At 61.2% G+C, this 22,117-nt stretch carries 22 protein-coding genes; 19 read left to right on the forward strand and 3 right to left on the reverse strand.

Features of this window, described 5'->3' with window-relative positions:
- Positions 1-97: 97 nt before the first annotated feature.
- The 18 genes from ACK2VC_RS16815 to ACK2VC_RS16900 all read left to right on the forward strand — a co-directional run bounded on the left by ACK2VC_RS16815 (position 98) and on the right by ACK2VC_RS16900 (position 18,508).
- Positions 98-1,327 (forward strand): type II secretion system F family protein, encoded by a 1,230-nt coding sequence (locus tag ACK2VC_RS16815; RefSeq protein WP_486731521.1) that lies wholly within the window; start codon positions 98-100, stop codon positions 1,325-1,327.
- A 43-nt stretch (positions 1,328-1,370) separates the two neighbouring features.
- Positions 1,371-1,886 (forward strand): type II secretion system protein, encoded by a 516-nt coding sequence (locus ACK2VC_RS16820; RefSeq protein WP_486731522.1) that lies wholly within the window; start codon positions 1,371-1,373, stop codon positions 1,884-1,886.
- Between the two features lie 119 nt (positions 1,887-2,005).
- Positions 2,006-2,482 (forward strand): type IV pilin protein, encoded by a 477-nt coding sequence (locus ACK2VC_RS16825; protein WP_486731523.1) that lies wholly within the window; start codon positions 2,006-2,008, stop codon positions 2,480-2,482.
- A 47-nt stretch (positions 2,483-2,529) separates the two neighbouring features.
- Positions 2,530-2,913, forward strand: a complete 384-nt coding sequence (locus ACK2VC_RS16830) for a pilin (protein ID WP_486731524.1) — start codon at positions 2,530-2,532, stop codon at positions 2,911-2,913.
- Positions 2,914-3,078: 165 nt separating this feature from the next.
- Positions 3,079-3,585, forward strand: coding sequence for a pilus assembly FimT family protein (locus tag ACK2VC_RS16835; RefSeq protein WP_486731525.1), 507 nt, complete (start codon positions 3,079-3,081; stop codon positions 3,583-3,585).
- Positions 3,572-4,135, forward strand: a complete 564-nt coding sequence (locus ACK2VC_RS16840; RefSeq protein WP_486731526.1) for a type IV pilus modification PilV family protein — start codon at positions 3,572-3,574, stop codon at positions 4,133-4,135. The genes ACK2VC_RS16835 and ACK2VC_RS16840 overlap by 14 nt, the downstream gene beginning before the upstream one ends.
- Complete coding sequence (locus ACK2VC_RS16845) at positions 4,132-5,025, forward strand: prepilin-type N-terminal cleavage/methylation domain-containing protein (protein ID WP_486731527.1); 894 nt, start codon at positions 4,132-4,134, stop codon at positions 5,023-5,025. Before ACK2VC_RS16840 ends, ACK2VC_RS16845 begins: the two co-directional genes overlap by 4 nt.
- An 86-nt stretch (positions 5,026-5,111) precedes the next feature.
- Entirely contained in the window at positions 5,112-5,483 is a 372-nt protein-coding gene (locus ACK2VC_RS16850; protein ID WP_486731528.1) for an agglutinin biogenesis protein MshP, read from the forward strand.
- Complete coding sequence (locus ACK2VC_RS16855; protein ID WP_486731529.1) at positions 5,396-9,802, forward strand: DUF6701 domain-containing protein; 4,407 nt, start codon at positions 5,396-5,398, stop codon at positions 9,800-9,802. Before ACK2VC_RS16850 ends, ACK2VC_RS16855 begins: the two co-directional genes overlap by 88 nt.
- Before the next feature lie 162 nt (positions 9,803-9,964).
- Positions 9,965-10,915, forward strand: a complete 951-nt coding sequence (gene pilM, locus ACK2VC_RS16860) for a pilus assembly protein PilM (protein WP_486731530.1) — start codon at positions 9,965-9,967, stop codon at positions 10,913-10,915.
- Complete coding sequence (locus tag ACK2VC_RS16865) at positions 10,912-11,601, forward strand: PilN domain-containing protein (protein ID WP_486731531.1); 690 nt, start codon at positions 10,912-10,914, stop codon at positions 11,599-11,601. The genes pilM and ACK2VC_RS16865 overlap by 4 nt, the downstream gene beginning before the upstream one ends.
- Positions 11,598-12,293, forward strand: coding sequence for a type II secretion system protein GspM (gene gspM, locus ACK2VC_RS16870; protein ID WP_486731532.1), 696 nt, complete (start codon positions 11,598-11,600; stop codon positions 12,291-12,293). Before ACK2VC_RS16865 ends, gspM begins: the two co-directional genes overlap by 4 nt.
- The gene (locus ACK2VC_RS16875; protein WP_486731533.1) at positions 12,278-12,679 is read left to right on the forward strand and encodes a hypothetical protein; all 402 of its coding nucleotides are present in this window, start codon (positions 12,278-12,280) and stop codon (positions 12,677-12,679) included. Before gspM ends, ACK2VC_RS16875 begins: the two co-directional genes overlap by 16 nt.
- Positions 12,680-12,693: 14 nt before the next feature.
- Positions 12,694-14,427, forward strand: coding sequence for a pilus (MSHA type) biogenesis protein MshL (mshL, locus tag ACK2VC_RS16880; protein WP_486731534.1), 1,734 nt, complete (start codon positions 12,694-12,696; stop codon positions 14,425-14,427).
- A 9-nt stretch (positions 14,428-14,436) separates the two neighbouring features.
- The gene (locus ACK2VC_RS16885) at positions 14,437-15,330 is read left to right on the forward strand and encodes an ExeA family protein (protein ID WP_486731535.1); all 894 of its coding nucleotides are present in this window, start codon (positions 14,437-14,439) and stop codon (positions 15,328-15,330) included.
- Positions 15,327-16,538, forward strand: coding sequence for a tetratricopeptide repeat protein (locus tag ACK2VC_RS16890; RefSeq protein ID WP_486731536.1), 1,212 nt, complete (start codon positions 15,327-15,329; stop codon positions 16,536-16,538). Before ACK2VC_RS16885 ends, ACK2VC_RS16890 begins: the two co-directional genes overlap by 4 nt.
- A gap of 69 nt (positions 16,539-16,607) precedes the next feature.
- Positions 16,608-17,258, forward strand: coding sequence for a glutathione S-transferase (locus ACK2VC_RS16895; RefSeq protein WP_486731537.1), 651 nt, complete (start codon positions 16,608-16,610; stop codon positions 17,256-17,258).
- A 254-nt stretch (positions 17,259-17,512) separates the two neighbouring features.
- Positions 17,513-18,508 carry an IS30 family transposase gene (locus ACK2VC_RS16900; protein WP_486730009.1) on the forward strand — a complete coding sequence of 332 codons (996 nt, stop codon included), beginning with the start codon at positions 17,513-17,515 and terminating at the stop codon, positions 18,506-18,508.
- 187 nt (positions 18,509-18,695) lie between these two features.
- Here the strand turns inward: ACK2VC_RS16900 and ACK2VC_RS16905 are convergent, their stop codons facing one another.
- On the reverse strand, positions 18,696-19,877 hold the full coding sequence (locus ACK2VC_RS16905; protein ID WP_486731538.1) for a pyridoxal phosphate-dependent aminotransferase: 1,182 nt from the start codon (positions 19,875-19,877) through the stop codon (positions 18,696-18,698).
- A gap of 38 nt (positions 19,878-19,915) precedes the next feature.
- Positions 19,916-20,383 carry a putative toxin-antitoxin system toxin component, PIN family gene (locus ACK2VC_RS16910; protein ID WP_486731539.1) on the reverse strand — a complete coding sequence of 156 codons (468 nt, stop codon included), beginning with the start codon at positions 20,381-20,383 and terminating at the stop codon, positions 19,916-19,918.
- Positions 20,384-20,413: 30 nt separating this feature from the next.
- Here ACK2VC_RS16910 and yaaA point away from each other — a divergent pair, with 30 nt between their 5' ends.
- Positions 20,414-21,190: a peroxide stress protein YaaA gene (gene yaaA / locus ACK2VC_RS16915; RefSeq protein ID WP_486731540.1), complete on the forward strand. Its 777-nt coding sequence runs from the start codon at positions 20,414-20,416 to the stop codon at positions 21,188-21,190.
- 78 nt (positions 21,191-21,268) lie between these two features.
- On the opposite strand, the gene ACK2VC_RS16920 is transcribed toward yaaA, so the two are convergent.
- A complete protein-coding gene (locus ACK2VC_RS16920; RefSeq protein ID WP_486731541.1) occupies positions 21,269-22,066 on the reverse strand; it encodes an outer membrane protein assembly factor BamD in 798 nt (265 codons plus the stop codon).
- Positions 22,067-22,117: the final 51 nt, after the last annotated feature.

Below are 22,117 nucleotides of genomic sequence, written 5' to 3' on the forward strand. Positions count from 1 at the left end.
TCCAATATATGAGCGGATTCGGCTGATAACGATTGGAGTATATTGCCAGCTCAGCGCCGCCACCGTGCCAGCCTACCCTTGATTTTCGGAACCCTCCATGCCTTTCTTTTCCTACAAAGCCCGCAACGCCCGGGGTGAACTGCTGCAAGGGGTACTCGAAGGTGCCGACAGCGGCGCCATCGCCGACCAGTTGTTCAACACCGGCGCCACGCCGGTCGAAATCCTGCCGACCACGAAAACCATCAGCAACGGCGAGCAAAACTGGTGGCAACGGCTGACCGAGGAAAAAGTACGCCCGATCGACCTGCAGCTCTTCAGTCGCCAACTGCACACGTTGCTGAAAGCCGGGGTGCCGATCATGCGTGGCCTGGCCGGCTTGCAGGAGTCGGCCACCAACAGGGGCTTCGCCCGCATCCTGAAAGACTTGCGCGATTCGCTCGATGCCGGGCGCGAACTGTCGGCCGCCATGCATCGCCATCCGGAAGTGTTCTCCGGTTTCTACACCAGCATGGTGCGGGTCGGCGAAACCACCGGCCGGCTCGATGAAATTTTCCTGCGCCTGTTCGATCACCTCGAATTCGAGCGCGAAATGAAGCAGCGCGTCAAAGCCGCGCTACGCTACCCGATCTTCGTGGTGGTGGCGATGACGGCCGCGATGGCGGTGATCAACCTGTTCGTGATCCCGGCCTTCGCCAAGGTGTATGCCGGCTTTAATGCCGAACTGCCGCTGATGACGCGTATCTTGCTCGGCACCTCGAATTTCTCGGTGCAGTACTGGCCGCTGCTGCTGGCCGTGCTGGCTGGCGCCGCAGTCGGGTTCAAGCTGTACGTTGGCACCGTCCGCGGCCGCTATCGCTGGGACAGATTCAAGCTGCGCCTGCCGATCGTCGGCAAGATCATGCAAAAGGGTACGCTGGCGCGCTTCGCCCGCAGTTTCGCGCTGGCCAGCAAGAGCGGCGTGCCGATCGTGCAGGGCATGAACGTGGTGGCGCAAACGGTCGACAACGCCTACATCTCGGCCCGCGTCGAGCAGATGCGCGATGGTGTCGAGCGCGGCGAGAGCATCCTACGCGTCGCCACCACCACCGGCGTCTTCACGCCGGTAGTGCTGCAGATGATCGCGGTCGGCGAAGAAACCGGCGAGATTGACACGCTGATGGACGAGGTCGCTGAAATGTACGAGCGCGAAGTCGATTACGAACTGAAGACGCTGTCCTCACAAATCGAACCGATCCTGATCCTTGGACTCGGCATCCTGGTATTGATCCTGGCGCTCGGTGTGTTCCTGCCGATCTGGGACCTGGGTAAGGTGGCGCTGCCGAAATGAGCGCGCCGTGCGGAATGTCGCCTTCGCAACGGCGTAGCCTGCCATGAAGCGTGTGCGCGGCGCCTCGCGGCTCGAACTGCTGCTCGCGGTGATCGTGATCGGCATCGTCGCCGCGCTACTGCTGGAGCGCCTGACGCGCTACCAGGAATACGCCGAAAAGACGGTGATGGAAGCCACCATCGCCAACCTGCGCAGCGGTCTGCGGGTACGCGTCGCGGAACTGATGATCGGCGGCGAAATGGCGCGCATGGGCGAGCTGCTGCGGGAAAACCCGATCACCTGGCTGGCGGCGCCGCCCGCCAATTACGCCGGCCTGCTGGCGCAGCCGGACGCCGGCAATGCACGGCCGGGCCACTGGTATTTCGACGCGGTGCGCCGGCAACTGGTGTATTTCCCGCAGCACCGGCGATTTTTCCAGCCTGAGGCTGGCGCCAACCAAGTGCGACTACAGGTGATGGCGCGCACGCCGGCCGCCGGCCTGACGGCTTCGCCGCCGACACCGGTGGAAGGCGTGGCCCTGGTGCTGGCCACGCCCTACCGCTGGAATGAACCGATTTAACAAGATTTATAAAATTTCCCGAAAAAACATGTTGTAAAGAAGCTGCATAGTTACAGTCTGACAACGTTTTTTTTTTCTTCATTGCTACAATCGACCCAGTTTTTTCCTATGGGGCAAACATGAAACACAAGAGCAGCGGCTTTACCTTGATCGAGCTGGTCATCGTCCTCTCGATCATCGGCATCCTGGCGGCGACCGCCTTGCCGCGCTACATCAACATGCAAACTCAAGCCCGGGTTGCCAAGGCGCAAGCCATTTTTGGCTCGATCAAGGCCGCCGCCGCGCTGGCGCGCGCCAATTGCATGGTCGATATGGCGACGAATGCGGCACCAACCTGCAACGCAACCACCGGCAACACCAACATGGATGGCGCCGCGATTGCGATGGCCAACCAGTATCCGACCGCAGCGGATGCCGGTATCATCGCCGCCGCCCAACTGAATGCTGCTGCCGACGGATTAACCATCACCGGTACCAACCCGCGCCTGATCAGCATCAATGGCGCGACTACCGCTGCCAACTGCCGTATTTCCTATACCCAGGCAGCGCTGGGCCCGGTGGCGCCGGTCATTACATTAACCACTACAGGTTGTTAATTACCAAGTTCTAGTAGGAACATTTTTATTCAACATCTAGGGAGTGAATGATGCGTAAAGTACAGGCGGGTTTTACCTTGATTGAACTGGTGGTAGTGATCGTGATTCTCGGAATCTTGGCGGCGGTGGCGATTCCAAAGTTCGTCGATCTTAGTTCGGATGCGAGTGCCGCTGCCTTGCAGGGCGTCGCGGGCGCCATCAATTCGGCTAGTGCCGTCAATTACGCTGCGAAGAGTGCTAACAGTGCTAAAGGCGAAACCACGACCGGCCTGAGCTGCACTGCCGCCGCGGATGCGATCCTGCAAGGCGGCATTCCGGACGGATATACGCTCGGCGCCACGCCGGCCGCGCTTCTTGCTGGCGAGAATACTTGTGTGCTGACCCAGACCAAGGGCGGCGCCACCGCTAGCGTGACGATCATCGGCGTCTAAGGACATGCTGTAACAGTGCCACCGATCCGCCAAACGGCGGTGATGCACTGAATCCATACCGCGCCAAGTAATGGACTCGGCGGGACGGGCGCGCAAACGTCCTCCCGCTTTTTTCTTGCCCGCTGCCGGGCATGGCGCCTCAACCAGAGAGCAAGCGAAACCGCGATGAAAAATTCCGGCTTTACCCTGGTCGAGCTGATTGTCGTGATGATCATCCTGGGCGTATTGGCGGTGGTTGCACTGCCGCGCATGTTTGACCGCAACACATTCGACACCCGTGCGTTTGGCGATCAGATGCAGTCGATGTTGCGTTACGCACAAAAAGTCGCGATCGCGCAGAACCGAAATGTCTTCGTCAGTTTCGCCAACAATCGGGGCGCGCTGTGCTTCGACGCCGCCTGCAACAGCCGCGTGCGTTCGCCCGCGAACCGGGCCGCCTCCGCTGCTTGCGCCAATGACGGCACATGGATGTGTGCAGCATTGCCTGCCAATATCAATGTCGCAATCGCGCCGGCGATGGCGGGTTTTTATTTCAACGCGTTGGGACGGCCATTCAACCTTGGCGATGCCGACCCCGGCTCCAGCTTCGCCGGTTTGACCGTCACGCTGACCGGTGGCGGCCTGGTTCACAAGATCATCGTCGAGCGGGAAACCGGTTATGTCCATCAGTAACCGTTTGCCGAGCAGTCATGCGCGATCTGGCTTCACGCTGGTGGAGCTGGTGCTGTTCATCGTCATTGTCAGCATTGCGGTGATCGGGGTGTTGCAGGTATTGAATATCACGACAAAAAGCAGTGCCGATCCGCAGTTGCGCAAACAGGCATTGTCGGTGGCCGAAGCGCTGCTGGAAGAAGTGTCGCTGGCCCGCTTTACGTTTTGCGATCCGGCCGATCCGGATGCGGAAACCGCCGCCAGTGCCGCGGAGTGTCTGGCCGCTCCGGAGGGAGTGGGGCCGGAAGCTGGCAACACGCGTCCGTTTGATAACGTCAACGATTACGTCGCGGCGTACGGCGTGCCACAACCGATTGCGATTGCGGACGTAAACGCGATTGGCGTTCCCGGCATGGCCGGGTATGCAGCGACGATCGAAGTTGCGCAAGAAGCGTTGGGCGGCATTCCTGCCAGCGATTCGCTGCGGATTACGATCAGGGTGACGCACGGTAGCGAGACCATCCGGCTGGATGGCTATCGCATCCGTTATGCGCCGGGCTTGCTGCCATGAACCGGTCGGCTCTCTCGATTTCATCGGCATACTCCGGCAACCGGCGCGGATTCACGCTGGTGGAGATGGTCATCGTGATCGTCATCACCGCCATTATCAGCGCGGTGGTGGCGGTGTTTATCCGCTCGCCGGTGCAGGGTTATGTGGATAGCGTCAGTCGGGCTGAATTGGCGGACGAGGCGGATACCGTCGTGCGGCGCATGGCGCGTGACTTACGTCTGGCGCTGCCGAACAGCATCCGTATCACGACCGATGGTTCCAGTACGTTTCTCGAATTCCTATTGACCAGCACCGGGGGGCGTTATCTGGCCGAAGAAGACGCAGTCGAGGGGGGCGATATTCTCGACTTTTCAAATACTGCCGATCGGACCTTTAGAGTGGTCGGACCATTAGCCGCTGCTGGTTCGCAACAGATTTTGGCTGGACAGCACATTGTGATTTACAACCTGGGGCAGGCCCCTGCCGATGCCTATAACTGCACCGGCTCATGTAATCGTGCGTTGATTAGCGCAATCAACACAGGTTCGCGCACGATTACGCTGGCGACCAATCCGTTTGCAGCGCAGACGCCTGTATCCATGCGTTCGCCGGCTCATCGCTTTCAGGTGGTGACTACGCCGGTGACCTACGTATGCAATCCAGGCGCCGGTATACTGATGCGCTATTGGGGTTATCCGATCCAGGCGGCACAGCCGGCGAATCCCGGCGCGGTACCGCTTTCCGGTGCCGCCAATGCGCTGCTGGTCGATGGTGTGAGCGGCTGCACGTTCAATTACGAGACGCTTGCCAATGTGAGGAGCGCGTTGGTTGGCATCACGCTTGCCTTGCAGCGGCCAGACAGCGGCACGATCACATTGTTTCATCAAGTTCATGTGGACAATACACCATGATCTTTTGGCGACGAACCCGGCACCTCGGAAATGCCCGGACCGGCTCACGCCCAGCGTCCGGTTTCGCGTTGGTCAGCGCAATATTCATGTTGGTGGTGCTGGCCGCGCTCGGCGCGGCGATGGTCTCGATTTCAACCGTTCAGCATCAAAGTTCCACGCTCGATGTGCAGGGCGTACAGGCGTACCAGGCTGCGCGCGCAGGAATCGAGTGGGGTTTGTATCAAAAGCTGCAGGCCGGCGGTTGCGCCGCCGCCACCAATCTTGTCCTGCCTGCCGGTAGCTCGCTATCCGCATTTACCGTGACGGTGGTGTGTACGCCGGATACCGGTTTGGGTCTGAACATCGACACCGCTGTCATCCAGGCGACTGCATGCAACCTGCCGGCGGCTGGCATCTGCCCCAATCCGACGCCGGGCAGCAGCAATTATGTGCAAAGGGTGGTGCAGGTACAGCTGTGATGGGAACGTCGATATGCCATGCCGATATTGATCATCGCATGCGCGCGGCAAGCAGGAGGCGAGCTTTTGACGTCGAAGTGGAGCAAAGTAAAAAGGCAATGAAATACGATAGAAATCCGATGCATGCCAGCACTGGCAATGGGGCTTTGCGCTTCTTGTCGTTTGTTTGCCGCGCATTTTTTTTGCTTAGTCTGGTTGCTGATGCGTCGGCGCAAGTCGTTTTTCGTGCCGCTACCTCCGCTAGTCTGGCGGCCGGAAATGCCGGCATCACTTATGTCGGATCAGGAGGCGCCGCGACCGGCAACTCGGGTAACCTGACTCCTGCCTTGCCGGGTGGCCTGCAGGCAAACGATTTGTTGGTGTGCCTGGTCGAGTCGACTGATACGGTGGATCACTCGATAAACGATGCTGCCTGGACTCGCCTTGCTTATTCGGTCGCCAGCGGCTCGCATCGGGCATCCTTGTTTTGGCGGCTCGCGATCAGCAATACGCCGACTCCGACGATTGTGCACCCGGCCGGCAGCCGCATCGTCGCGCGCTGCAGCGGATTCAGAGGGGTCGATCCCGCCGCGCCGTTCGATGTCCCTTTCGCCGCCGTCAATTCGGGAGCCGATTTGACGGTTGAATCTGGCGTATTGAACACGACTACCAACGGCGCATGGGTATTGTTCGCTGCGCATGTGGCGAGCAGGCCAAGTGGTTTGACGATGACGACAACCGGAGGTTTAAGCTGGAGCAGCGCATATTTTTCTCGTAACAATTCGGCTCCGGGCGCTGCCATCGGGCTGTTTTACAGCGGTGCGCTGGCGCCGCAAGCGGTTGGCCCGGTGGTCGCCACGATGAACAACAATCAGCCTGGCCTGAATACCGGTGCGCTGATCGCACTGCGCCCGTCGACCAGCGGCAATGTGCTGGCGATCGCCAAACCCTCAGGAACAGAAGCCAATGATGTAATGATCGCTTCGGTATCGGTTGCAACCAGCGCGATCGTGGTTACCCCGCCCAGTGGCTGGTCATTGGTGAGACAGGTGGTTCGGAGTGGTACCAATTCAAGCACATTGCAGACTTACTACCGCATTGCAACCGCCAATGAACCGGCCAGTTATGCGTGGACGCTGTCAGGTGGCGCGCATGTCGGCGCAGTGGGCGGCATCGCGGCGTTCGGCGGTGCCGATCCGAACGGGCCAATCGGTGCCGAGGCTGGCGTAGCGACGGCCAGCGCGCTTACCCACACGGCTCCCAGCCTGACTACCAGCAAGGCGAATAGCGTGCTGGTTACGGTGCATGAATACGCCAGTTCCGGCACCTGGTCGCCACCGCCGGGCATGACCGAAGTGATCGATAAGGCATCCGGGACGCCACCCAATGCGGCCGGCATTTCGATGGAAATGAATTTTGAGTCTCGCCCATCGGTTGGCGCCACCGGCACACGAACCGCTACAGCCAGCGGCAACGCTGACCTCGGTGCGGCGCAATCGGTGGTGATCAACCCGCTGGGTGGCCTGTCTTGCTTTGGTGACGATTTCAATCGGGCCAACGGTCATCCGGGCAGTGACTGGACGGTAGGTAACGAGGGGGGAAGTTTTGGCAATCCGGCGATCGCGAGCAATCGCTTGCGGCTGACGAACGCGTCGCAATCGGTATCGACATACGCCACGCTGCAACGAGTATTTCCCGGTGCCGGAAACAAGATCATCGTTGAATTTCAGCATTTTTCGTATGGCGGGACTGGTGCCGACGGTATCGGCATCATCCTGTCCGACGCCTCGCAGCCGGCGATCGCCGGCGCTTTCGGCGGTTCGATGGGTTATGCGCCCAAACGACAGGACCAAGGGGGCGATACCACGCACGAAGGCTTCAAGGGCGGGTGGCTGGGAATCGCGCTGGACGAGTTCGGGAATTTTTCCAGCAATACCGAAGGGCGATCGGGTGGCAATGCGCCGGGAGCGAGGCCCGACGCGGTTGCCATTCGCGGCTCCGGAAGCGGTTTTACAGGCTATTCCTATCTCGGTGGCACAGGTACCTTGTCGCCGGGGATTGATAATGCCGCATCTTCGTCACCTGCGCCTGGACACAAGTATCGAATCATCGTCGACCACAGCGATGGCGTGAAAGCACTGACTTCGGTCGAGCGCGACACGACCGGCACTGGTAATAGTTATCAGGTCGTGGTGCCGGTATTCGACGCCAAGGCGCAGGACGGACAAGCGGCAGTGCCGACAAACTGGAGCATGTCGTTCACCGGGGCCACCGGGGGGAGTGCCAATATCCACGAGATCGATGCACTACAAATATGTTCCATCACGCAGCGGGTGCTGACCTTGCATCATATTCGGCTGGAGCATTCGGGTACGGCGTGCGGTTCCGCTGCGGTTGTTGTGAAGGCATGCGCCGATGCGGACTGCACCGCCTTGTTCGGGGGAGCGGTTACTGTCAACCTAACCAACTCCACTGGTAGTTGGTCGGCCGATCCGATCACGTTTACCGGTGGACAAAGAGAAGTGACGCTTACCAGGAGCGGCGCCGGAGATGTCGTCATTGGTGGTGCGGCGACCTCGCCGATAGCGGCTACCGGAACCCGCTGTTTCGGCGATTCGGCCGAAACCTGCACCGTGCGCTTTTTGTCAGGCTGCTTTGATGCAGCCGAGCCGGGCAATGGGCCGGCCACTCCGATTTATACCAAGTTGGCAGGTATCGCCTTTTCCCTGGATGTATTGGCCGTCAAGAACGCGGTTATCGACACAGGCAACAAGGATACGGTGTCGGTCTCGTTGGTTGATCCGACCGCGCCCAGCGGAAACTGCAGCGATACGAATGCCGGCCTGGTTGCTTCGGTCTCGCGAACACTGGCAAACGGCCGTGTATCGGTACCATTCAATTATCCGAATGCCGCCAGGAATGTGAAGGTGCGTATCACCAAAGGTAGTGAATCCGTTTGTTCCAAGGATAATTTTGCAATACGCCCGCAGCAATTTGGATTGTCGACGACCCCGGCATTGGATCCCGCAGCCGCATCCCCTGCCAACAGCTTTCCGGCGGGAAGCGATTTTGCCATCACTGCCAACCCGGCTGTGAGCTTCGGCTACGACGGCACACCGTTGCTGGATATAGCGAAGGTGACAGCGGTTCCAGCCGGGGCGAGTATCCCGCTGAACGGCGAGTTCCAGGCAGCGGCCGGTTCCACATCGGTTGGCTCGTTTCAATACGAAGATGCGGGTACCCTCACATTCAATCTGGATACGGTAACGGACGACACCTTCACCGCAGTCGATCAGGTGACCGGCGTGGTAAACGGCGTCAATCACGGGCCGACCCAGGACTGTGTGGTGGATAGCACGGCAAATGGCCTGGTCAATTCCCGCTACGGATGCGTGATCGGTAGTTCCCCGATAGGGCCGAAAGGGCGTTTCAGGCCGCACCACTACGATGTAACGACGACATTGAAAGCAGCTTGCGACGACAAGTTTACCTACATGGGACAACCCGCACTGGGAATACAAATCAGCCTTCAGGCAATGAGCGCAAATGGCGTTCAACTGGCGCGCTATGGAGCCGGTTATTCGCCTCTCTCGACCTTTTCGATTGTCGGCGATAATTCCGGTCTTGCGATCAATCCGCTGAATGCCCGCCTGACTCCTGGCTTGCCTGGCTTCACCTGGAATGCGGGCGGTTATGTCGTTGATGGCAAATATAGTTTCGATCGGAATTCGGCGCCAGATGGCTCATATGAAAATTTCGCGCTCAAGACGGCGATCAACGATCCAGATGGTGTCGGCATCACGTCATTCAATGGTACCCCGCAATCACCAGGTGGCAGCGTGATATCGGGATCGACCGCGATTCGCTTTGGGCGCTTGAAGCTTTCGAATACCCACGGCTCGGAATTGATCGACTTGCCGGTTCAACTGTATACCGAGTATTGGAAAAATAATGTCGGATTCGTTACCAATGCGGACGATAATTGCACCTTGATAGACCCGGCCAGTGTGAAGCTTTATAACCAGCGTGGTGCGCTATCCGCTTCCAACATGCCGTCCAATAATTTCGTGGCTACGCCACTTGAGTTTTCTAATGGGCGTGCTTCGCTTGTTGTGAAAAAACCGCTTTCGAAACCGTCTGGTAACGGTAGTGTCGATATCTGTATTGATCTGGCGGATGACAATGTGCCGGGTACGGCTTGCGTTGCGACGACGCCGGCGAACATGCCCTGGCTGCAGGGAAAATGGAATGGCTTGCTTTTCGATGACGATCCGACTGCGCGCGCAACGTTTGGTGTGTATAAAAGCGGCCCGATTATTTATCTGCGTGAAGTTTATTAGATTAACGGGACGGCGATTGGCGCTAGACATGCTCGTTTGAAACGCAAGGTAAATCAAGCATGCGGCAGCGGGTAGCCGGAGCCGTCAAGAACCGGAGCAACAGTAGAAGGATTGGTAGAACCACCTTACTTCAGGTGGGAATTTTGGGGGGCATGTAGAGGCATGGGCTTATTCAGGAAAAGAAAGAAAAGCACAGGCTGGGTCAGCGTTAGTCCGCAGCGAGACGGCGTGCTGGCGGCCTGCGTTGGGCGTGCCGACGGCGCGAAGCCGAAGGTGCGGCAGGCCGCGTTCTATCCGCTGGCGAAAGCCTCGGCGGAAAGCGTGCTGGAACGCCTGGCAAAAGACCTGCACGCCGATCGTCACGATTGCACCACGCTGTTGGGCGCGGACGAATACCAGTTGTTGCTGGTGGATGCGCCGAACGTGCCGCCGGATGAACTGAAGACCGCGATCCGCTGGCGCCTGAAGGACATGCTGGATTTCCATGTCGACGATGCCACCATCGACGTGCTGGATGTGCCGCCCGACCCGGCGGCGCCGGCCCGCAATCATTCGATGTACGTGGTGGCGGCGCGCAATCAATTGATCGCGCAGCGCCAGGAGTTGTTCGGCGCCGCCAAGATTCCCCTGAGCGTGATCGACGTGCCGGAAATGGCGCAGCGGAATATCTCGGCGCTGCTGGAACCGGAGGGGCGCGGCGTGGCGTTGCTGTCGTTCGGTGCCGAAGGCGGCCTGCTGACGGTGACCTATCGTGGCGAACTGTATCTGTCGCGCCGTATCGACGTGCGTCCCGAGCAATTGCTGGCGGGTGATGCCGGGCAGCAGGAAGCCTGCCGCGAGCGCATCACGCTGGAACTGCAGCGCTCGCTGGACCACCTCGACCGCCAATATCACTTCATCACGCTGGCCAAACTGGTGCTGGCGCCGCTGGCTGAGGCCGGCTCCGATTTGCGCGACTACCTGGCGGCCAATCTGTACGTGCCGGTGGAGATGCTCGATCTGGATACCCTGTTCGATTTTTCCGCCGTCGCTGAATTGCGCCAGCCGGCGCAGCAGCAGCGTTATTTCCTGACGCTGGGCGCGGCCCTGCGGCACGAGGAGAAGGCGCTGTGAGCCAGCAGATCAATCTTTTCAATCCGATATTGCTGCGCCAGAAGAAATACTTTTCGGCGTTGACGATGCTGCAGGCGCTGGCACTGGTCCTGATCGGCTCCCTGCTGGTGGCGGCGTATGCCAATTACCGCTCGTCGGGTCTGCGCGCGGAGGCCGACAAGACCAGCGCCCAGCTTGGCCAGGCGCTGACGCAGCAAGCGCGCATCAATGCCGAGTTCGGCCAGCGCAAACCGGATTCCGCGCTGGCGGCGGAGCTGCAAAAGACCGGCGCCGACGTCAAGGCGCTGCAACAACTATACGACCTCCTGCAAACCGGGGAAATCGGCAACACCAGGGGTTATTCGAGTTACCTGCAGGCCTTCGCGCGCCAGATCACCGGCGGCCTGTGGCTGACCGGGCTGGCGATCCAGGGTGCCGGCAACGAGATCGCGCTGCAGGGCCGCACGCTGCAGCCGGATTTGGTGCCGGCGTATATCAGTCGCCTGACGCGTGAGCCGGTGATGCAGGGAAAATCGTTTTCGATGCTGGAAATGCGGCAGCCGCCGGCCGAGGCGGCCGACGGCTCCCAGGCGGCCGGTGCGGCGCCCGGTGTGACCACTAAGGCGGCCGCTTACGTCGAGTTCCGGCTGCAGTCGGCCGGGGTCGCAAAGGATGCGGGCAACGCCGCCGGAGCCAAGCTCAAATGAAACAATCCTGGCAAAAATTTTCCGCCCGTATCGACGCGATGAGTCTGCGCGAGCGGGCCCTGATCTTCCTGATGGCGGCGGTGATCCTGGTGGTGCTGGTGAATGCGCTGCTACTCGATCCGCAGTTCGCCCGGCAAAAACAGTTGTCGCAGAAAATCGCCGCGGAGCAGGCGCAGATTGCGGCCATCCAGAACGACATCCAGCAAAAAGTGCGCGCACGGGGCAACGACCCGGACGCGGCGCTGCGTCAGCAATTGGTGCATCTGCAGCAGCAGTCCGGCCAGTTGCGCGGGGCGCTGGAGGATACCCGCAAGGCACTGGTGGCACCGGAAAAAATGCCGGCATTGCTGGAAGCGATCCTGCGCCGCGACGGCCGCTTGCAACTGCTCTCGCTGACGACCCTGCCGGTCGCCGATCTGGCCGAACGCGCGCCGGCCGAGGCCAAGGCTGGCGCTGCAGGCTCTGCCGCTGCCGGTGCCGCCAGCGGTATTGGCAGCATCTATCGCCACGGAGTTGAAATTACGGTTGCCGGCACTTATCCCGACATGGTGCATTACATGGCGCAACTGGAGGCGATGCCGTGGCAACTGTATTGGGGCAAGGCGAATCTGCAAGTGGAATCCTGGCCGCAGGCGCGCCTGACACTGACTTTGTTTACTTTGAGCCTGGATAAGAAATGGATCAACCTGTGAGGCGGGCGTGGCGCCTGGCGAGTTTGGCTGCCGGCCTGGCACTGGCGTCGGCAGCGACCGCCGCCACCGGTGCCGACCTGCCCGATCCGACGCGCCCGCCGCCGGCCCTGGCGGCGGCGGAGGACGCGGCGGTCGCCAGCACGTTGCCGGTGCTGCAATCCGTGATGTTGTCGCCATCGCGCAAGGTGGCCATCATCAGTGGCCAGACCGTGGCTCTGGGCGGGACGTACCAGGGCGCGCGGCTGGTCACGATCACCGAAAGTGAAGTGGTGCTTCGCAATGGCAGCGAGGTGCAGAGATTGAAGCTCTTTCCTGATCTGGAAAAGCAGCCGCTCTCCGGCCGCCCGGGCGTCAATGCCTCCCGACATTCGCAAATTCAGAAGTAACCGTGGAAAACAACATGAAAAGATTAGGCTCTCTTGTCGCCGTGCTGCTGCTGGCCGGATGTGTCTCTCCCGCCTCACAGCGCGCCACCCATGATTTGCTGAACGCCGAGATGCAAAAGGCGGTTGCGTCGAGCACGGCGCCGGCAGCGCCGGATGCGGTGGCGGCATCGCTGCTGCCGCCGCTGAAAATCGAAATGCCGGCGGTTCGCCCACAGGCGGAGGAGCGCTTCAATCTGGCATTCAACAACGCGCCGGCACAGCAGTTCTTCAATGCGATCGTGGCCGGCACGCGCTACAACATGCTGGTGCATCCGGACGTAACGGGCACCATTTCGGCCAACCTGAAGGACGTTACGCTGTTCGAGGCACTGGATGCGGTGCGCGAACTGTACGGCTACGACTACAAGGTCGAGGGGCGGCGCATCTATGTCAAGCCGCTGACGATCCAGACGCGGGTATTCCAGGTCAATTACCTGACCGGCAACCGCGACGGCACCTCGGATATTCGGGTGACCTCCGGTTCGGTCAGTGATTCCCCTACCAGCGGCGCCAGCGCACCGGGCGGCATCTTGCCCGGCAGCGTTGCGCCCGGCTCGACCTCGCAGGCGCTGAATACCAGCAAGATCAAAACCACGTCCAAGAGCGATTTCTGGGGCGAGCTGAAAGCCTCGCTGGAAGCGATCGTTGGGCAAGGCAAGGAGGGGCGGAGCGTCGTCATCAGCCCGCAATCCGGAGTGGTGGTGGTGCGCGCGCTGCCGGAGGAGTTGAAAAACGTTGCCGCCTACCTGAAGGCAACCCAGCTGTCGGTCGATCGCCAAGTCATCATCGAAGCCAAGATCATGGAGGTCGAGCTGAACGACGGCTACCAGGCCGGAGTCAACTGGGCAGCCTTCCATCGGGGCGGCAATAGCCGGCTTTCGAGCGGCTTCATCTCGCCGGGCACGGTGCTGCAACCGAACGGGGCGCTGGCAACCGGATCGGCCTCGATCGATCCCGGCGCGCGTACCTTCACCGATCCGCGCCTGGTCAGCGTGCCGGGCCAGGATCTGGCGGCTCGTGCCGCCACCGGCATGGGCGGCTTGTTCGGACTGGCCTTCCAGACCAGCAATTTCGCCGCGCTGCTGTCATTTCTTGAAACGCAGGGCAATGTGCATGTGCTGTCCAGCCCGCGCATCGCGACGCTGAACAATCAGAAAGCGGTATTGAAGGTGGGTACCGACGAATTCTTCGTCACCAACGTCAGCACCACGACCACCAGCGGCACCACCACCACCACCACCCCGAGCGTGACGCTGCAGCCGTTCTTTTCCGGCGTGGCGCTGGACGTGACGCCGCAGATCGATGACGATGGCAACATCATTTTGCATATTCATCCATCGGTCAGCAATGTGACTACAGTCGAGAAATCGATCAACCTGGGCGGTACCAGCGGTACGCTGAACCTGCCGCTGGCGTCTTCCGCGGTATCGGAAACCGATAGTGTGGTGCGCGGCCAGAATGGCCAGATCGTCGCCATCGGCGGCCTGATGCGGCAAGCCACCAGCACCGATCGCTCGCAATTGCCGGGCGTGGGCAACGTGCCGGTGCTGGGCCTGCTGGCACGGAATACCAGCCAAACCATGCAAAAGCGCGAACTGGTGATCCTGCTGAAGCCGACCATCGTCCAGGGCAGCGCCAGTTGGGCCAATGACCTGCTCGAGTCCCAGGGCCGGATCAAGGACATGGCGCCGCGCATGTTGCCGGAGTAATCGCCCGGCATGTACAAAAAACACTTTGGCCTGCGCGAGCTGCCGTTCGGTATTACTCCGGATACCAGTTTCTTTTTTTCCTCCGGCAGCGCGCAGAAGGCGCTCAATACCCTGCTGGTCGCTGCCAGGAACGGCGAAGGCTTCATCAAGATCACCGGCGAGGTCGGTACCGGCAAAACCCTGTTGTGCCGCAAGTTCATGGCGACGCTGGGCGGCGGCTTCGTCACCGCCTACATCCCCAATCCCTATCTGGAACCGCGCAGCCTGATGCTGGCACTGGCCGACGAACTGGGCATCGCGCTCGACCAGGGCGTCGATCAGCACCAGATCCTGAAGGCGCTCACGCAACGCCTGCTGGCGTTGGCGGGCGAGGGCAAGCGCGTGCTGCTGTGCCTGGACGAGGCGCAGGCGATGCCGCTGGAAAGCCTGGAGGCCTTGCGCCTGCTGACCAATCTGGAAACCGAAAAGCGCAAGCTGCTGCAGATCGTCCTGTTCGGGCAACCGGAGCTGAACCACAAGTTGCAACAGCCGGAGATCCGGCAACTGGCGCAGCGCATCACCTTCCATTACCATCTCGGGCCGCTCGGCGCGGATGACCTGGAGTTTTACGTCTCGCATCGGCTGGCTGTCGCCGGCTATGGCGGTGGCCGATTGTTCACGCGCGACGCGATGCGCAAGCTGCGCCAGGCCAGCGGTGGCATTCCGCGCCTGGTGAATATCCTCGCGCATAAATCGTTGATGCTGGCGTATGGCGAGGGGCGGCGGCGGGTACTGGGGCGCCATGTCGCCGGCGCCGCGCGCGATACGCTGGCGGCCGCCAGCGGCCAATGGCAGCGCTGGGGGTTCGGCAGTGTTATTTTCCTGGCGGCCGCGGCCGCCATCGGCTGGGTGGTGTTGAGATGAGCCTGATCAATCAAATGTTGCAGGACCTGGAGCAGCGCCGTGCCGATGACGCGCCGCTGGCGATGGAGCAGATGCAGGTCCGCGCGGTGCCGGCAGCGCCCCGCCTGCCTGCCGTTTGGTGGCTGGTACTGCTGCCGGCGCTATTGATCGGAGGTGGGGTCGGGGTCGGGCTGTGGTGGTGGCTGCGCGCGCCGCCTCCGGTGGCCACACCGGTTGTTGCCGCGGTCCAGGCTGCGGCTCCGCAGGCGCGGGTTGGAGCCGCGATCGCCGGCGCCGCAGCGGCGAGCCCTGAGCCGGCGCCAGTCGCAAGCGCGCCAGCAGCTGCCGTTGCAACGACTCAGCCGGAGCACGCGCCCGTCGCTCCGGCCGCGGCCATGCCAGCGCCGGAAAAAACAGCCGGCCCGACGCCACCGGCCCTAGCTGTCGCGATCGATAAGGTGGTGCCTGCAGCTACGCCAGTTCCGCTCAATGTGGAGCCGACGCCAAAGCCGACCCCAACGCCGACCTCGACCCCAAGACCGGCACCGCCCGCCACGCCCCTGGTAGTGGCCGAGCCGAAGCCGGCTGATAAAGCCGAAACGCAAGCCCCCAGCGCGCCGCTGACCAAGGAAATTCGTGCGCTGACCCCGCAGCAGCAGGCGGAGAACGATTTCCGCCGGGCGGTTGTGCAACTCCAGCAGGGTAATGCCGCGGCCGCGCAGGGGGCGCTGGAACAAGCATTACACGGCGACCCGCGGCACACGGCGGCACGCCAGACTCTGGCCGGTCTGCTACTCGATGCCAAGCGCCCGCAGGCGGCAATCGATCTGTTGCAGGCCGGCCTGCAACTGGATCCGGCACAGGTCGGCATGGCGATGATCCTGGCCCGGGTGCAGGTGGAGCAGGGCGGGTTGGGGCCGGCGCTGGATACCTTGCGGCGCAGCTTGCCGCATGCGGCCGAGCGCGCCGATTACCAGGCCTTCCTGGCCGCGCTGCTGCAGCGCGATGGTCGCCATCCGGAAGCGATCGAGCATTACCGGCAGGCACTGCACAAGGCGCCGGACAACGGCCTGTGGTGGATGGGGCTGGGGATTTCGCTGCGCGATGCGGCGCGTCCGGACGAAGCGCGCGAAGCCTTCGGGCGGGCGGCTGCCAGCAATACGCTGACGCCGCAATTGCAGGCATTCGTCGAACAACAATTGCGGCAATTGCCGCCGGCGCAACGCTGACACGGTTGCAACCAGCGTTAGCGGATATCATGTCCGGCCGGCTACCATCGATTCGAAAAAGGAGATTACATGTTGAGATTATGCGGTTTTGCCGCCAGCAATTACTACAACAAGGTCAAGCTGGGTTTGCTGGAAAAAGAGCTGGCATTTGAAGAAGCGCTGGTGTGGGCCGATCGCAGCCCGGCGTTGTTGGAAAAGTCGCCGCTCGGAAAAATCCCTTATCTCGAAGTCGAGCAGGGCGTGCTGTGCGAATCGAACGTGATCGTGGAATACATTGAAGCCGCCTATCCGCAAAAGCCGCTGTTGCCGGCCGACCCGTTCGCGGCCGCCAAGGTGCGCGAACTGCTGACGTTTCTGGAACTGCATCTGGAACTGGTGGCGCGCGAATTGTATCCGCAAGCCTTTTTTGGCGGCACCGTATCCGAGGAAACCAAGACCCGGGTGCAAAAACTGCTGAAGCGCCATATCCAGGGCTTCGCCAAGCTGGCGCGCTTTGCGCCATTCATCGCCGGTGACCAGTTCACGCTGGCTGATTGCGCCGCCATCGTTCACTTGCCGCTGGTGTCGCTGGCGACCAAGGTGATATACGGCGAAGACATGCTGGCCGAACTGCCGGTGCGCGCCTACCTGAAGGAGATGGGCGAGCGGCCGACGGTGCAAAAGGTCAATGCCGACCGCAAGATCAATACCGAATTGATGATGAAGAATTACGCCAAGTGAACGGCGCTTGACCGCTGGGCCGTCGGCTATTGAAGGCTGTCGTTCCGGCTGCCGCGGGGACGACAAATATCGTAGCGCCAGTCATATACTCCCTATGTGGCAGTCTATTGTCGGTCGTGAAACTGTTGTTTGTGAAGCATACCCGAGTGGTTACCTGGCGGTTTCAAAGACGAAGTGCAACACCGATCAACGGAAGGAGGGCGAGATGCGCTAGCATTCGAACCCTTTGACCAGCCAGTCGAAAGTTGCCGAATATGCGCTATACGCACCTCACCCGAGACGAACGATACCAAATTCACGAACTGCAGGCAGACGATCATTCAGTCAGCGAGATTGCGCGCCGGCTGGGGCGGCATCGCTCGACGATCAGTCGCGAACTGCGGCGCAACCGGGGCGTGCATCAATGGCGGCCTGGCCAGGCACACGATAAAGCCTTGGCACGGCAACAGAACAGTCGTAATGCGAGCCGGGTTGCCGACGCCGCCTGGTTGGCGGTTCAGGCCTATATCCGCCTGGACCTGTCGCCCGAACAAGCGATCCACCGCCTGACGCTGGAACGGGGCAGCCCGATCGGCATCAGTCATGAGAGCGTCTATCAACGGATCTACGCCGATCGGCGTGGCGGCGGCGATTTGATCCGGCACTTGCGCAGCCAGAAACCCCGGCGCCAGCGCCACGGCAGCGGCCGGCGGCGTCGGGGAATCCTGCCGGGCCGGATCGGCATCGAGCATCGTCCCCTGATGGTCGAGCAACGCCTGCGGCTGGGCGATTGGGAAGGCGACACCGTGATTGGCAAAGGCCAGCAAGGGGTGCTGGTGACGCTGGTGGAACGGCGGTCGCGCTTCACCCTGGCCGCCCCAGCCAACAGCAAGCAGGCCGAGGGCGTGGGTGCGGTGGTGGTCGATTTGCTCAGCCCGCATCGGCGGGTGTGCCACACCATCACCTTCGACAACGGATCGGAATTCGCCGACCACGCCTTGATCAGTGCCCGCCTGCGGGCCGATGTCTACTTTGCCCGCCCCTATCATTCCTGGGAGCGCGGCCTGAATGAAAACACCAATGGCTTGCTCCGGCAGTATTTCCCGAAGAACACCAATCTGAAAACCGTCAGCCAGCAAGCGCTCCAGGCCGCCGTCGACAAACTCAACCACCGCCCCCGCAAATGCCTTGGTTACAGAACCCCGCATGAGGTCTTTTACAACCTTGCTACACTTCCTCTGGATTTAGCCTATGTTGCACTTCGTGTTTGAAACCGCGCCTGCGGGGATGAGGTTCCCAACCACGCGGGTTTTGGCGCCGCCGCGCTTGATCCGTGAAAGCAGGGTCAGAGTAATTTACGCCATGAGGCCGGCGTAAAAAAACTCTGACCCTGGTTTCACTCCGCCTTGCTTGGAATTGGCCTGAATTTCTACAGCCAACTGCAACAGAGCCATTCAGTCATATTTTCTCCAGCCGTGCCAGCGCTGCCTGCAGCGTTTCATCCCGCTTCGCAAAACAGAAGCGCACGATGCCCGATTCCTTTGGCTGGCTGTAGAACGCCGATACCGGAATCGCGGCGACGCCGATCTCGGCCGTCAGCCACTGCGCGAATTCGATTTCCGGCAGCGCGGACACCGCCGAATAATCGACGCACTGGAAATAGGTGCCGTCGGCCGGCAGCAGCCGCAAGCGGGTTTTGCGCAGACCGGCGCGGAACAGGTCGCGCTTTTTCTGGTAAAACGCTGCCAGCTCCAGGTACGGCGCCGGGTCCGCCATATACGCGGCCAGTCCGTGCTGCATCGGCGTATTCACGGTGAAGACGTTGAACTGATGCACCTTGCGGAACTCTCTCATCAGCGCGGCCGGGGCGGCGACGTAGCCTACCTTCCAGCCGGTCACGTGATAGGTCTTGCCAAAACTGGAGACGACGAAGGAGCGCGCCGCCAGTTCCGGCATGCGCGCCACCGACTGGTGCAGCGCGCCGTCGTACACCATGTGTTCGTACACTTCGTCGGCCAGGATCAGGATGCCGCTGCCGCGCACGATGTCGGCCAGCGCCGCCAGATCGGCCGCCTCCAGCACGGAACCGGTCGGATTGTGCGGCGAATTGATGATGATCAGCCGCGTGCGCGGGCTGATTGCCGCCGCCACTTGCGGCCACGGCACCGCATAGCCGTTCGGGCCCAATTCCATCTGCACCGGCACCGCCTTGCCACCCGCCAGTTCGATTGCCGGCAGATAGCTATCGTAGGCCGGCTCGATGATGATCACTTCGTCGCCGGCATGCACGCAGCACAGGATGGCGGTCAGGATGGCTTGCGTGGCGCCGGCGGTAATGGTGATTTCGTCGGCCGGATCGTAGGTGTGCCGGTACAGGCGCGCGATCTTGTCGGCGATCGCCTGCCGCAGCGCCGGCACGCCGGCCATCGGCGGGTACTGGTTGTGGCCATCCCGCATGGCGCTGCCGACCGCGTCGAGCAGTCGCGGGTCGCAATCGAAATCGGGAAAACCCTGGCCCAGGTTGACTGCATTCTTTTCGGCGGCTAGCGCCGACATCAGGGTGAAGATGGTGGTGCCGACATTCGGCAGGCGCGAGGGCAGGCGGCTGAAATCAGGAGCGGAAGCGAGAGGCGAATTCATCGAGGGAAATCCGGGCAGCAACGGTCGGTGGAAACGTCTTATTCTAGCGCCGCAGCGCCGGCCGCGGCCCATTGCGCCAGCCAGGCCTCGGGCGGGATGATGGAAAACAGTCCGGCGCGCCGCGTTTTGTTGGCCAGCTTCAGCAATGCCTTGTCCTTGGTGATCAGCGTCTCGGCCTTGGCATCGCGCGCCAGTTCCAGGAATTTCTGGTCGTCCGTATCCTTGCACAAGGGCAGGCGGACTTCCGCCTCCGCCGGCTGTGCTTCGAAGGCGAGGCAGGTGATCAGCGCATCGAATTCGCGTTCGATTTGCGGCCGTGCGGCGGCGTCCAGCGGCAGATGGGCGTAGCCCAGCACGATCTGCCATTCGCGCCGGCAATCGGCGCGCGTCACCGCCTGCAGGCTGCCGTCGCGCAGCGCGGCCAGCAGCGGCACCCAGCGCGGGTCGCGGAACACGAACAGGTCGAGGCAGACGTTGGTGTCGATGACCACGCGATTCGGTATCATGAGGCAAATTTTTTGATCGAGATGTGCACCATGCTGATTGTCCTGTCGCCCGCCAAATCCCTGGATTACCAAACGCCGCTGCCCACCGACCAGCACACCCAACCCGATTTCATCCCGCGTTCGGCGCAACTGGTCGAGATCCTGAAAACATATTCTCCCGCGCAGATCGCCAGCCTGATGCGCATTTCGGATCCGCTGGCGCACCTGAATACGGAGCGGTATGCCGCCTGGTCGCCCAGGTTCAGCCGCAAGAATTCCAGGCCGGCGATCTTTGCTTTCAACGGCGATGTATATGAGGGTTTGCAAGCCGCCTCACTGTCCACGGCCCAGCTCGATTATGCGCAAGCGCACATCCGGATTTTATCGGGATTGTACGGCCTGTTGCGACCGCTCGACCTGCTGCAGCCGTATCGGCTGGAAATGGGAACGCGCCTGGCCAATCCGGGCGGTAAGGATTTGTATGCATTCTGGGGCGAGGTCGTGACCGATGCATTGAGCCGCCTGCTGGCGGCGCAAGGCGAGCCGGTGCTGATCAACCTGGCTTCGGAAGAGTATTTCAAGGTGGTGCAGCGCGCGCGGCTGCCGTTTCCGGTGATTACGCCGGTATTCGAAGACTGGAAGGGCGGCCGCTACAAGATCATTTCGTTTCATGCCAAACGCGCGCGCGGCCTGATGGCGCGCCACGCCGCCGTGCACCGGATTGCGCGGCCAGAGCGGTTGCAGGCATTTGCCGAGGAAGGTTATACGTTTGCACCGGAACAATCGGATGCGTGCCGCTGGGTATTCCGGCGCCGCCTGGAGTCGTGAGCCGAAGCCGGCGAAAATCCGCAATGAAAATGAAAAAAGCCTCGTGACGAGGCTTTTTTCATATTTGCTAGAAGCGTCTTACCAGAACTTCCACCAAGGGGCTTTCTTCGGGCCGCCGAGTTGCGTCACGTCGCTGTTCGGGAAATTCAGCTTCAGCACCCGCTGCGCGTCGTCGCGCAATTCCGGCAAGCCGAGCGCGTCATAGGAGCGCACCATGATGTGCAGCGCTTCCTCGATCGCCGGCGCTTCGCGGTATTCGCTGATCGCGGTTTGCGCGCGGTTGACGGCAGCCAGGTAGGCGCCGCGCCGGTAGTAGTAATTGGCCACGTGTACTTCATGCTGGGCCATCGCGTTGACCAGGTATTTCAGGCGCGCCGCCGAATCCTTGGCGTACACACTGTCCGGGTAGCGCTCGACCAGCAACTTGAAGGAGTCGAAGGCTTCGCGCGCCGCCTTCGGATCGCGCTCGGTGGTGTCTTCGCTGGCCAGGAAGTCGAACAGGCTGACCTTGTCATTGAAGTTGATCAGGCCGCGCAGGTAATACATGTAATCGACATTCGGGTGATTCGGGTGCAGCTTGATGAAGCGCTCGACCGCGGCCAGCGCTTGCGGCTGGTCGCCTTGCCGGTAATGCGCGTAGGCAATTTCCATCTGCGCCTGTTGCGCATAGGTGCCGAACGGATAGCGCGATTCCAGTTTTTCGAAGTACTTGATGGCCTTGTCGTAGCCGCCGGCCGACAGCTCGTCATGCGCCTCCGCGTATAATTTGGAAGCGGACCAGTTGGCGGTTTCGTCCGGCGCTTCGGAGAACACGCCGCACCCCGACAACGAGAATACAAACAGCACAGCGAGCAGCTTCGAACAATTTTTTTGCATGGTTTTGGCCGGAATGCGTATCAACAAGGGACTGATTATAGCTGAAGCGAT

Source organism: Herbaspirillum sp. WTB6, assembly GCF_057457785.1.